Raw genomic sequence first — 12396 nt, 5'->3', positions numbered from 1 at the left:
GGGAGGCCGGAAGCCCCCATCCGTCTCGTGGCCCGCGGGCGTGCGCGGGCAGGTCTCCGGTGTTTCACGCGGGGGAGTGGACGGTCTGGATGAGGCGGTTGGGGTGGCCCCTGCGGAGGAGGACGCCGCGTCCGGCCGGCTGCGGGGAGGCGTGGACGCCGGGGAACAGCTGGCCCTCGCCGCGGTCGCCGGACATGACGAGGGCCGCGGAGCCCGACTCGCGCAGGCCCTGGACCACGGGTTCGTAGAGGCCGCGGGAGGCGCCTGCGACGCGACGGGTGAGGACGAAGTGCAGGCCGATGTCCATCGCGGAGGGGAGGTAGGGGAGGAAGGGCGCCAGTGGTTCCTGGCCGGCGGTGGTGAGGACGTCGTAGTCGTCGACGAGGACCACGATCCGCGGACCGCCGCCCCAGCTGCCGGGTTCCAGGTTCTGCGGGTGCGTGCTGTCGTCGGGCAGCCGCTTGTCCAGCACACCGGCGATGCCGTGGGCGAGGCCCGCGCACAGCCGGGCGTTGTACGCGTAGCCGCCGTTGAACTCCTCGGGGATCGCGCCGCGCAGGGAGCGCCTGGGGTCCATGACGGCGAAGACCAACTCGTCCTCGCCGTACCGCTCGATCAGGCCGTCGGCGATGACCTTCAGCAGGTTCGTCTTGCCGCATTCGCTGTCGCCGAGGATCAGCAGATGCTGGTCGTGCTGGAAGAGGTCGAGCAGTACGGGCTGGAGCGCCGTTTGGTCGAGGCCGATCGGTACGCGTCGGGGTTCGGCGACCGGGCTCGGCAGGAGGTCGGGCTGAAGGAGGTGCGGCAGCATCCGTACCGGTGGGGCGACCTCGCCGCTCCAGGTGGCGCGGATCGTCCGGGCCGTGCGCTCCAGGACGGTGCCCACGTCGCCGGTGTCGGTGAGTGAGTCGGTGCGGGGGAGCGCGACCTGTGCGAAGAGTTTGCCGTCGGTGAGGGCGCGGCCGGGCTCGTCCGGCGAGAGGGTCTGGGCGAGCTTGTGGTCGACGCTGGACTCGCCGGGGTCGTTGAGGCGCAGCTCGATGCGGGTGCCGAAGTTCGACTGGACGGCGATGCGCGCGTCGTTCCAGCGGAGCATGCCCGCGACGACGTGGACGCCGTAGCCGCCGCCGCGTTTGAGGAGGTCGGCGACGTCGTCGTCCAGCTCCTCGAAGTCGTCGCGTAGTGCGCCGAAGCCGTCGATGACGAGGACGATCTCGGCGGAGGGCAGCTGGGGCAGCCGGCCCGCCGCGTGCAGGTCGCGCAGTTGGGAGACGGAGTCGATGCCGTGGTCGCGGAAGATGTCCTCCCGGGCGGCGAGCATGGCCTGCACTTCTTCGACGGTGCGGGCGGCGCGTTCGCGGTCGGCGCGGCCCGCGATACCGCCCACGTGGGGGAGGCCGGCCAGGGCCGCGAGGCCGCCGCCGACCAGGTCGAGGCCGTAGACGCTGACCTCCTGCGGGGTGTGGGTCAGCGCGAGCGAGAGGACGAAGGTGCGCAGGAGCGTGGTCTTGCCGGACTGCGGGCCGCCGATGACGGCGGCGTGGCCGCCCGCCACCGTCAGGTCCAGGTACCACTGCCCCTGCCACTGCTTGGCCGGGTCGTCGAGGACACCGAGCGGCACCTGAAGCGGACCACGGCGCCGGGAGAGCTGCATCCCGCGCGCTCCGGCATCCAGCGGCCCGGAGACGGTGTCCAGGGCGATGGCGTCGGGCAGCGGCGGCAGCCAGATACGGCGCACCGGGCCCGCGGCGTTCTCCAACTGCTCGACCATGACGCCCAGCTCGGTCGGCCCCGTTTCGCGACGCCGCACCGTCGGCTCCTGGGCGTCGGTGGCTTCTTCGCCGGAGAGGGTGTTGTACGTGTCGTAGGGGAGGGCGAGAGGGCCGGCCTCCTCTTCCGTCTCGTGCCGTACGGGGCCGCGGTAGGCGCCCGAGACGTAGCCGGCCTTGAAGCGGTCGTAGTGGCTGGTGTCGACCTTGAGGTAGCCGAAGCCGGGCAGCGGCGGCAGGTGGAAGGCGTCGGCGGTGTCCAGGACCGTACGGGACTCGTCGGCGGAGAAGGTGCGCAGGCCGAGCCGGTAGGAGAGATAGGTGTCCAGGCCCTTCAGCTGGCCGCCCTCGATGCGCTGGCTGGACAGCAGCAGATGCACGCCGATCGAGCGGCCGATGCGGCCGATGGACAGGAACAGGTCGATGAAGTCCGGCTTGGCGGTGAGGAGTTCGCCGAACTCGTCGATGACGACGAAGAGGTGCGGCAGCGGCTCCAGATCGGGCCGCCCGTCGGCGCGCAGCGCGGCGTAGTGGCCGATGTCGGCGATGTTGCCCGCGTCCTTGAGGACCTGCTGGCGGCGTTTGACCTCCCCGGCGAGCGAGGCGTGGACGCGCTCGACCAGACCGGCCTGGTTCTCCAGGTTGGTGATGACGCCCGCGACGTGCGGCAGGTCCGCGAACGGCGCGAAGGTCGCACCGCCCTTGTAATCGACCAGGACCAGGGCCAGATCCTCCGGCGGGTGGGTGGCCACCAGGGCGAGGACGAGGGTGCGCAGCAGCTCGGACTTGCCCGAGCCGGTGGCGCCGACGCACAGGCCGTGCGGGCCCATGCCGAGTTCGGAAGATTCCTTCAGGTCCAGCAGCACCGGCTCGTGGGAGTCGTTGACGCCGATCGGTACGCGGAGGAAGGCGCGTTCGCCGCGCGGTGCCCACAGCCGCGACAGATCGAGGTGCGCCATGTCGTCGATGCCGAGCAGACCGGCGAAGTCCACCGGCCCGGTCAACGGGGCGTCCACGCGGGACTCGGCGGACAGGCGCAGCGGCGCCAGCATCCGGGCCAGCCCCTCGGCGAAGGAGACGCCGACCTCGTCGACGATGCCGTGCGCGAGGACCGGCTCCGGCCCGCGCAGATCCTCGATGACCACCTGACCGCCGTCGACGGTGATCCGGACGCTGACCTGCCCCGGCTCCTGGACCCGCTGCGCGAGCAGATGCAGCACGGTGACGCCCATCTCGCGCAGGCCGACCGCCTCGTCGGGCCGCGGTAGCTCGACGGCGTCCTCACCGTGCCCGTCGGCGACGACGAGCAGCCGGGACGTCATGGCCAACGCGTCGTTGCCGGACAGGCCGCGGCGCACCTCGGCCGCGTAGGAGGCACGACGCCGCAGTTCGGGGCCGAGCTGCCGGGCGAGCTGCGGCGCGGACGGGGCGATGCGGCGTGCGGCCACGGGACCGTCGAACTGCTCGTCGTCGAGCAGCTGCGGCAGCCACTTCGCCCACTCCCAGTCGGCGAGCCGGTCGCCCGGCACGGCCAGGGCCATCGCCACATCGTCGGGGGAGTGCAGCGCCGAGGCCTGGACGAGCAGCGCGCGCACCACGCGCAGGCAGTCCTCGCGGGGGCCGACGACGCTGATGTTGCCGACCCGGTCGAGGGGGACGGTGAGGGGGAGTTCGGTGCCGGTGCGGAAGCGGGATATCAGCGCCGACGCCTCGTTGAGCATGAAACGGTCGGGCGGGGTGAGCACCGACGAGTCCTGCTGGGCGATCCGCACGTCCCGTACCGGCATCTCGCCGGTGCCGACGCGTACGGACAGGAAGTCGGGGTCGGCGCGACGGCGTTCCCACAGGCGCGCCGGATCGCGCACGACGTCGTAGAGGGCGGTCGGCGGCGGATTGAGGACATCGGCGCGCTCGCCCCGCTGCCGCTCCTCGACGGAGAGCTCCTCGCGCAGTTCCTCCAGGTAGGCGAGGTACGCCTCGCGCTGGGTACGACGGGTGCGTTGCGCCTTGCCGCGCTGCGAGAAGACGAGCGCGAGGGAGCCGATGACGGTGACGACGAGGATGAGCGCGCCGAGCGCGGCGAACTGGCTGTTGCGGACGACCGTCATCATCACCACGGACGACATGACGCCCGCGATGGGCAGCAACGACATCGCGATATTGCCCGCCTTCCCCTCCGGGAGGTTCGGCGGAGCTTCGATGACGCGGGGCTCAGGGACGGCCGGGGGCCTGATGGTCCGGGCCGGGCGGTGGATCAGTCGGGTACTCATCGGCGTCCGTCATTCACGGTTCGTCGGCCGTTGTTCACGGTCGGGCTCGGCATCTGGTCAGTGACGCTGCTGGGAGAGGTGGAAGACGTCCGCGGCGATGCGCGCGGCGGCCTGCCGGGTCGAGTGGGCGAGCAGCGCGGTCCGCACCGGCCCGCCCGCCGCCAGGTGCCGGTCGAACGGCAGGACCTGGACGCTCACCCCGGTGGCCTTGAGCTTCCCGGCGGCCTCGTCGAGGTCGATCCGCGAGCGCGGCATCAACTCGGTGAGTACGACGACGGTGCCCGCGATGACGTGCGGGGGCAGCCCTTGCAGCCACTGGAGCACCGCGTATGTGCTGGTGATGCCCTCCGGCGTGGCCGGTGCGGTCAGCACCCGGCTGTGAGCTGCGGCGAGCGCGACCCGGGCCACCTCGGCGGGCAGCGTCTCGCAGTCGACGACCGTCACACCGAAGTAGCGCCGCAGCGCCACCACGGCCCGCTCGTACGCCCGGCTGTCCAGCATCGCACCGATCTGCCCCTGGCTCGCCGGCAGCAGCCAGGCATTGTCGGGCAGCTGGACGAGATAGCCGGTGACGTCGAGCAGCGTCATGTCCGGCGTGACGAGGTCCGCGATCTCGCCGGTGGTCCAGCGCCGCGACCGGGCACCGAGCCGCAACGGCAGCGTGCCCAGCGCCGGATCCGCCTCCAGGACGAGGACCGGATCCTGCCGGTAATGCGCGAACGCGGTGCCGAGCAGCGCCGAGACGGTCGACTTGCCCGAACCGCCCCGAATGGACGTCACGGCGATCTGCCGACCGGTCGTCACCGGCTGCTGAAGCACCCCGGCGGTCCGCGTGACGTCGGCGACCTCACGCGCCGCCGATGAGGACACCGTGCGCCGCAGGGCCCGTATGGCTCGCGCGGCGAAGGACTCGCCGCGCTGCGGCTTGTGGCGTACGGCGTCGGCCAGCGCCTCGTCCACGACGGGGCGGGAGCCGGACGCACCGGAGGGCTGGGGAACCGACGGGTATGCCGAGGGGGCGTGCTGCTTCTGCTCCCGGCGGTCGGCTTGCTGCGGCCGGACGCCCTGGTGTCCCGCCTGCTGCTCCTGCCCCGGGTACGGGTGGGCGGCCTGCCCGTACTGCTCCTGGACCTGGGCGCGTGGCGTGGACGGGCCCGGACCGGACGAGGACCCCTGATGCGCCCCTCCGCCGGGGCCCTGCGCACCCTGCTGGACGCCGTCCCTCAGGTCGCGCAGCACCTCACCCTGCCAGCCGTCTCCGCTCGGCATGCCTGACCTTCACCCCACCCTGCCGCGCCCGGAGCGCCTGCACATCGACTCAGAACTGGTTGAGCAGCTGCCCGTAGACCCCGAACACGCCGAAGGCGAGCGGGAAGAGCGCCACCATGCCCACGGACTCGATCAGATCGGCCACGCGCCGCAGCCGCACCTGCACATGCTCGGGCACCTGCACCGCCAACGCCACCAGCGGCACCACCGCAGCCGCACCCAGCACGGCCAACGGCCCGGCACCCCCCGCGTGCTCCATCCACACCATCACCAGGCGCACGACGAGACACGACGCGGCGACCAGGAGCGCCACGACCTCGGCGACCAGCGGAAAAGCCCGCGCACGCGACACCAGCACCACGACGACGAGCGATGCCAGCACAGCGGACCACACGGTCGGCGTCTCGGCCAAGGTGAGCAACCACCCGGCGGAAACCGCCGAAACCGCGGTGACGACCGTCGACAGCGCAAGACCCCGGTGCGTCGCCGCAAGAGCGGTCCCCACCTGATGCCGACTGACGGAGACCCCACCCGAGCGCCGATCGTCGAGCGCGGTGAGCCCCGACGCCATCAACGCAAGCCGCGGCAGCACGCCCAACAGCACCAGCGAGAAGACGGCCATGACGGCGCCGAGCCGGGCCGGATCGCCCTGGACGGCGGCAACCGCCTCCCACACCACGGCAAGCACGGCCGTCGTCACGGCGCCGACAAGCCCACCCCTGCCCAGCGGCGAGAAGTAGCCGAGACACCCGAGCATCAGCACCAGCACCCCCGCAACCCCGGCGAGCCGTCCCGCACCGGACCAGGCATACGCGTCGGCGGCCATCCACGCGGTGAGGACACCGAGCCCGCCCGAGGCGAGGAGCAGCGAGGTGGTCAGGCCCCGGTTCCCTTGCCCGACCCTGGTGACGAGCAGCCCGGCCACCAAGAGCACGAGGGCGAGAGCCGAGCACGGCCCGACGAGCGCGTCCAGCGCGAACTCCCGCCGGGCCAGCAACGCGGCCACCACCGTGAAGGAGACCGTGGCCACCCCCGCGCTCGCCCGGCGTGCAGCGGGACGCCACCGCCAGGCCCGCAGATCGAGATCGTCCGCCACCTGGTCCGTGACGTCGTGCACCACCGGGGCGGGCGGCGCGGAGTGTGTCCTGACGAGCCGGAGCACCGCACCGTCGACGATCCCCGCCGACGCCAGCGTGCTGTCGTGCGGCAGAGCGGAACCATCAGACGTGACCAGCTGCCGCGACATCGGCCCCGAAGCGGGGCGGTCACCCAGCAACTGCAAGACATCGGGGAGCAACTGCCCGATAGGCGTATCGGAAAGCAGGACGATGTCGGCTCGGCGACGCTCGCCGACCAAGGTCACTCGGCTCAGCTGCGCCCGGGAAGTCGTTGCTCTGCTCACCACTTACGGGAACCTATCATCGCAATGTTGACGATCTCTCGGGCAAAAAGGACATGTCTGTCCGGTATGCCTCCGCCGTCACTTCTGCCCGGTGTCGAAAGAAGATCCTGAATCTGGAGGCTTCTACGGATTCGCCGGCTTCGTCGGCTGCTCGTACTGCTGCACCTGACGCTGCTGCTTTTCCTGCTCGGCCTTCTGGTTCGCCAGGGTGTGCTGGAGGAAGGACCACCCGACGCACCCCGCGCACAGGACGGCGGTGATGGCGATCCCCGCGAACACCTTCCCGAGCCGCTCGTCCGCCGCACGACGCCCGCGCTGCGCGCCGAACAACAGGGCATCACGCATCCTGCGCCGGCGTACCGCCACCGACTCCAGCAACTGACTGTCGTAATCCCGCGCCATGTCCTCGCTCGCCGCTTCAATCGCCCGCCGCATGGGCCGGGGCTGATGAACTCCCAGCCTTTGGCGGCCATACTCGTGCCGCCGATCCGGGTCCCCGCATCATGGTGCACTGTGGCTTCTGTCGCCTCACCACCCGGGCTCTCACCGGCCGCATCCCGTGGCCCAGCTGCCCACGCCAGGTAGTCGCACTCTGCTCCGTAGGTGTGCCGCACGGTGCAGTGGCCGCGTGATTGGCGCGGTGGTCTTCGATGTCGGTGAGTGCCTGGTCGACGAGACACGGGAGTACAGGACCTGGGCTGATTGGTTGGGCGTTCCTCGGCACACCTTCGCGGCGATGTTCGGTGCGGTCATTGCTCAGATCGTGTAGTGGTCATGCCGTCAGGTAGGCCACCGACTCCTGGTGGACCGACGGCTTCTGCGGGAGGTGGTCCTGGAAGGTCGTCGTCACCGCCTGGCGGCAACGCGCTGAACTCGCATGACGTGGTTCCGTCAGTGCCCCGGTGAACCTGACGCGGGCGAGGGCCTTCCTGACATGCTGGGCGGCATGATGACGCTCGATGGAAAGCCCGTCTCCGCCGACGACCTGCTCCCTCTGGCTCTGACCAACCTGGGGCACTTCACCTCGATGCGCGTCGACGCCGACGGCACCATCCGCGGACTGTCACTCCACATGGAACGCCTTGCACGGGACTGCGAGGCCGTCTTCGGCGCCGATGTGGACACCGGGCGCGTCCGCGAATTCGTCCGCCGGAGCCTGGACGGGCAGGGCCTGCCGTGCGTCGTCCGCGTCACGGTTTACGACCCGAGCATGACCCTGGCACATCTGGCGGACGCCGGCGATCCGCACATCCTGGTGACGGTACGCCCGGCCGGCACGATGCCCCCCGCGCCGCTGCGTGCCATGAGCGTCAGCTATGAACGCGATCTTCCCCACGTCAAGCACGTCGGGCTCCTCGGCGCCCTGCACGCCCGCCGCACGGCGCAGCTCGCCGGATACGGTGACGCGCTGTTCGTCGGCCGCGACGGGTGCGTGACCGAGGGGAGCACCTGGAACGTGGGCTTCGTCGACGGGGACGGCGCTGTGGTGTGGCCGCGGGCCGACGTGCTGCCCGGCGTCACCATGGCGCTGCTCCGCGAGCGCGCCGAGCACCACGTCGCCACCGTCACCGTGGAACAGGCCAAGGGCATGGCGGCCGCGTTCGCGACGAACACGAGCATCGGCGTCCGCCCCCTGGCGGCGATCGACGAGGCCGGACTCGCCACCGAGCACCCGGTGTTGGCGCGTCTCAGCGACACGTACCTGTCGATTCCCGGCGAGACGCTGTAAGGCACGCCCCTGGGGCGGCCGCGTCTTCAGGGGCAGGCGGGTCGCGCCCTTCTCGGCGGCAAGCCGACCTCGAAGTTCGGTAGGAGCAGGCGTCGTCGGGCACGGCACCTGCCTCAGCTCGGACTGCCGGGCTTCACTTCTGCAACAGCGCCCTTGGCGGCCGACGGCCGGCAGCCCCGGAGCCGTCGGCCCGCGCTGCCCCCGATCCCGTGCACCGGGCCGGCGTGCGTACGGGGGCGCGTGGCGAGCCGCGTCCGGGCTCCACGGGTTCGATAGGCGCAGGTCACACAGGTGGCGACCGGTGTTCCATGCCAAAGCTTTACCTTTTATCACAGGCGATATAGAGTGTGATCAAGTCGCCGATCCAAGACGGCTTGAGGGGGATTTCTTGGTGGGCGTCTAGGTGTGCGCGCATGTACTTTAGTTTTTGACTGGAGTGTCGCCACGGAAGTGGTGAAGGGGGCGTGTAATGATGCAGCCTGTCCCGCCGAAAAGCGGAATCAGAATGTACCGACCACAAGTGGATCCGTCCTCACTGGAGCGTCTCCGGGAGGTTCTGGAATCTGGCTGGATCGGACTTGGTCCGGTAACGAAAGAGTTTGAACGGGAGTTAGCGCGCCCGGATTTGGTGGGCAAGCATCCGGTTGCCGTGAATTCTGGCACCGCAGCCCTCCATCTTGCGCTGGTGGTGGCGGACGTGCCCAAGGGCAGCGCCGTGATCGTGCCCGCCAATACGTTTGTCTCGACTGCGGCAGTGGCACTCCAGCATCAGTGCCGTGTGATTCTCGCCGACATCGAACGCGCGACGGGCAACATCGACCTGGATTCGGTGCGGGAAATCCTGGATACGGAGCCGGATGTCCGCGCCGTCATAGGCGTCCACTACTCGGGGATCCCCTGCGACATAGCAGGCCTGAACGACATGGCCAACAAGTATGGAGTGACGGTCATCGAGGACTGCGCCCACGCCATCGGTTCCAGGTGGCAGGGGCGGCCGATGAGCGAGTCACCGCATATTCAAGCCTATTCTTTCCATGCCACGAAAGCCCTCGCCATCGGCGAAGGCGGATGCGTCACCTTCCCTGATGCGGCCTCCGCCGAACGGGCCAAGCGGCTGCGCAGACTCGGGATCGACATGGGCGCTCGATCCTGGTCGAACCCCTACGACATCCCCGAGCTCGGCTTCAAGTACAACATGGGCGACATCGCGGCAGCGGTCGGCCTCGCCCAGTTGGAGAACCTGCCGGAAAAACTGCAGAAGCGCAGGTCAATCGTGCATCGCTACCGGGAACGGCTGGCCGGCTCGCCGGTGGAACTCGTGCGCGAACCCCACGACTCCGATCGCTCCGGGGGTTTCGCCGTACCGATCCTGGTCAAGGACCGGGAACGTGTGCGGAAGGAACTCGACGCGGCTGGAATCGAGTCCGAGATTTATTTCAGACCACTTGGCGAATTTCCGCTCGATGCACTCGGCACGACGCGGCCTACGCCAGTGGCGGAACGTTTCGCCCGCGAAATCATCTGCCTTCCCATCCATCCGCTCATCAGTCTCGACGAAATCGACTACGTCTGCGACCGGTTAAGCGAATGCGTGGCATGAACGCGCATGCGACGGGGGGTACGCATGGCATCAATAAATCCAGCACGCAGGTGATGGGCACCATCCGGGAGCTGCGATCGGAGTGCCTGCGCCGGCGTCGTTCGCTCATCGCACGCGTTCTCCCTGTGCCGCTGGCCGACTTGCGCTCCTGGTCCATGACCGAGGACGGGGCGTTGGCGCACGAGACGGGACGCTTCTTCCGGGTCATCGGCGCAAGAGATCTTTCGGATCCGAATCAACCTCTGGAACAGCCGCTCATCGAGCAGCGTGAAGTCGGAATGCTGTGCCTTTTCGTCGCGCAGTTCGACGGTGAGTTCCATGGCCTGATCACTTTCAAATTCGAACCGGGCACTCCTGACGGCATCGAAGTCGCGCCGACCGTGCAGGCCACTCGCAGCAACTACGAGGCCGCGCACGGCGGAAAGCGGGTGCCTGCCGCCGAGATCGCGCTGTCGGAGGAGGTGTGCACGCTTGCCGATGGTGTGCAGCGCGAGCAGGAGTCATGGTTTCTCGGAAAGGTCAACCGTAACCGCATCATTCTGCTCGACGTAAAGGAAGCCGTCGATATCGCGCGGACCGTTCCGGGAAGCCGTTGGGTACCGATACCGGTTCTGCTGGCGGCGGCGTTGGAAAGCCGTCTGCTCAATATGGATCTGCGGTCGGTTCTGTCGATGTGGCCGCTGGAGGCCATCGCGTCCCCGAACGCCCTCGGCTCGGCAAGGAGCGGACCGCGCCAGGACGGACGACAACCGGGACCGACGGGCTCGAAGCCTGAACGCGTGCCTCTGGACCAGCTGTCGCACTGGCAAATGGCGGAAAGTATCGAGCACCGACAGCGTCGGTTCTTCTCCGTCGTGGGCTGCCGCGTCGAAGGGCAGGGCCGTGAGGTCGCGTCCTGGGACCAACCGCTGCTGGCACCGGCCGGCATGGGCCAGTGCACGCTGCTGATCCGGCCGGGCCTCGACGGACCGGAGTTGCTTGTCGCGGAACGGCTGCGGATCGGATCCGTCCGCGGACCCAGTCTTGAGGCGCGGTTCCAGCGGGGAGACATCGCCGACCACGCGACGGAGTCCCGGCGCCGATCGATGATCGCGGAGTCGTCGGGGCTCCTCCGCTGCCGTGAGGTCCACTCCGCGGTGCACACCGAGGAAGGCGGCCGGTTCCGAGGAGCCATCGCCACCTACCAGTTGGGACTGCTCACCGATGCCGACGGGGAACAGCCGGGCGGCCGGTGGATGGCGCTGAAGGAGGTGGAGGCGCTCGATCAACGCGGTGACCGGCTCAGCGTCGAACTGCGCACCTGTCTGACGATGATCAAGGGGCTCATCATGATCGGATCGCTGGAACCGTGATCGCGGCGATGGGACATTCCGAGTACTTGAGCCGGCGGACCGCGCCACTGCTCCGGGAATTGAACCGCACCGATGAGCCCCTCCTCGTGGGCACCGACCATCCCGGCGGGACGCGCATCGCCGTACCATCCGAAGAGATCGAGGTCACCGATCGCGACACGGTGCTGGCGGACCGGAACGTCGACATCGTCTACATCTCCAGTGCGACCGGCCGTCACTTCGCCGACTGCCGGGCAGCACTGGCCGCCGGGAAGCACGTACTGGCGGAGAAGCCGGTCTGTCTGACGGCTGCGGAGGCCGGCGAGCTGGACACGATGGCTCGTGCCTGCGACCGCACGGTCTTCGAGTGTCTCTCCTACCCGTACCATCCCGCCTGGACCGGCTTCCTCGAACGGATACGTGGGGACGACTGGACGGGGCCCGTGTCGGTCTCCGCGGTCTTCCGCATACCGGGGCGAGAACCGACGGACTTCCGCCGGCATCCCCGCCACGGAGGCGCCGCCGCGGACCTGGGGACCTATTGCGTCGACGCGCTGATCAGGCTCGGTGCCGTTGCCGAAGACCTCGGCATCGGCGCGGTGTTGACCGGTGGCTCGGAGACGGACGGCGGCGTGGCGCTCACGAGCCGCCTGATCGGCGGGGGCACCTTCACCTACACCGGATCGTGGTCCATCGGCGACTCCTACGCCAACAGCGTCGTCGTCGCGGACTCCCGTCGGCGTCTGGAATTGCTCCGCGCGTTCTCACCGCCGGTGGACGCTCCGGTCAGGATCGTCGGAAGAAGTCCGGGCGAACCCGAGCCGGCCGTCGTCGCGACCTCCGGGCCGGCCAACGCGACCCGCGCGTGCCTGACCGCAGGAACAAGGCACTTGCGGGGTGCGAAGACGGCGGGCCTGGTCGACTGCCAGGCCATTCTGCGCCGCATCGCCGTGCTGGAAAAAGCAACGGCACCCCTTCCCGCGTAACCCATACCTCTCGACCGTAGATCGACCACGGCCCCGCTGT

At 69.5% G+C, this 12396-nt stretch carries 8 protein-coding genes and 1 pseudogene; 5 read left to right on the top strand and 4 right to left on the bottom strand.

Annotated features, from left to right (window positions below; translation table 11 throughout):
• Positions 1-64 precede the first annotated feature (64 nt).
• The 4 genes from eccCa to ABT345_RS24385 all read right to left on the bottom strand — a co-directional run bounded on the left by eccCa (position 65) and on the right by ABT345_RS24385 (position 7112).
• A complete protein-coding gene (eccCa, locus tag ABT345_RS24400; RefSeq protein WP_345091602.1) occupies positions 65-4039 on the bottom strand; it encodes a type VII secretion protein EccCa in 3975 nt (1324 codons plus the stop codon).
• A 57-nt stretch (positions 4040-4096) separates the two neighbouring features.
• Entirely contained in the window at positions 4097-5308 is a 1212-nt protein-coding gene (locus tag ABT345_RS24395) for a nucleotide-binding protein (protein ID WP_345091599.1), read from the bottom strand.
• A gap of 49 nt (positions 5309-5357) precedes the next feature.
• Positions 5358-6713 (bottom strand): type VII secretion integral membrane protein EccD, encoded by a 1356-nt coding sequence (gene eccD / locus ABT345_RS24390; protein ID WP_345091596.1) that lies wholly within the window; start codon positions 6711-6713, stop codon positions 5358-5360.
• 120 nt (positions 6714-6833) lie between these two features.
• Positions 6834-7112 (bottom strand): hypothetical protein, encoded by a 279-nt coding sequence (locus tag ABT345_RS24385; protein WP_345092204.1) that lies wholly within the window; start codon positions 7110-7112, stop codon positions 6834-6836.
• Between the two features lie 226 nt (positions 7113-7338).
• Here ABT345_RS24385 and ABT345_RS24380 point away from each other — a divergent pair.
• The 5 genes and pseudogenes from ABT345_RS24380 to ABT345_RS24360 all read left to right on the top strand — a co-directional run.
• A pseudogene (locus ABT345_RS24380) lies at positions 7339-7470 on the top strand (haloacid dehalogenase); the annotation flags it as partial.
• 186 nt (positions 7471-7656) lie between these two features.
• Complete coding sequence (locus ABT345_RS24375; protein ID WP_345091594.1) at positions 7657-8439, top strand: aminotransferase class IV family protein; 783 nt, start codon at positions 7657-7659, stop codon at positions 8437-8439.
• A 520-nt stretch (positions 8440-8959) separates the two neighbouring features.
• Complete coding sequence (locus tag ABT345_RS24370; protein ID WP_345091591.1) at positions 8960-10039, top strand: DegT/DnrJ/EryC1/StrS family aminotransferase; 1080 nt, start codon at positions 8960-8962, stop codon at positions 10037-10039.
• Positions 10036-11391 (top strand): NDP-hexose 2,3-dehydratase family protein, encoded by a 1356-nt coding sequence (locus ABT345_RS24365; protein WP_345091588.1) that lies wholly within the window; start codon positions 10036-10038, stop codon positions 11389-11391. The genes ABT345_RS24370 and ABT345_RS24365 overlap by 4 nt, the downstream gene beginning before the upstream one ends.
• Entirely contained in the window at positions 11388-12356 is a 969-nt protein-coding gene (locus ABT345_RS24360; protein WP_345091585.1) for a Gfo/Idh/MocA family protein, read from the top strand. Before ABT345_RS24365 ends, ABT345_RS24360 begins: the two co-directional genes overlap by 4 nt.
• Positions 12357-12396 lie beyond the last annotated feature (40 nt).

It is taken from the genome of Streptomyces sp. NPDC000404, assembly GCF_040300365.1.
In the GTDB taxonomy this organism is placed as follows: Bacteria; Actinomycetota; Actinomycetes; order Streptomycetales; family Streptomycetaceae; genus Streptomyces; species Streptomyces ramulosus.
The sequence above is the reverse complement of the archived record's forward strand: the minus strand, read 5'-3'. Positions and strand labels throughout refer to the sequence as shown.

What these genes read in the sequence shown, in the direction of transcription:
- eccCa (WP_345091602.1), bottom strand. Translation starts at nt 4,039, where the DNA reads ATGAGTACCCGACTGATCCACCGCCCGGCCCGGACCATCAGGCCCCCG.
- ABT345_RS24395 (WP_345091599.1), bottom strand. Translation starts at nt 5,308, where the DNA reads ATGCCGAGCGGAGACGGCTGGCAGGGTGAGGTGCTGCGCGACCTGAGG.
- ABT345_RS24385 (WP_345092204.1), bottom strand. Translation starts at nt 7,112, where the DNA reads ATGGCGCGGGATTACGACAGTCAGTTGCTGGAGTCGGTGGCGGTACGC.
- ABT345_RS24375 (WP_345091594.1), top strand. Translation starts at nt 7,657, where the DNA reads ATGATGACGCTCGATGGAAAGCCCGTCTCCGCCGACGACCTGCTCCCT.
- ABT345_RS24365 (WP_345091588.1), top strand. Translation starts at nt 10,036, where the DNA reads ATGAACGCGCATGCGACGGGGGGTACGCATGGCATCAATAAATCCAGC.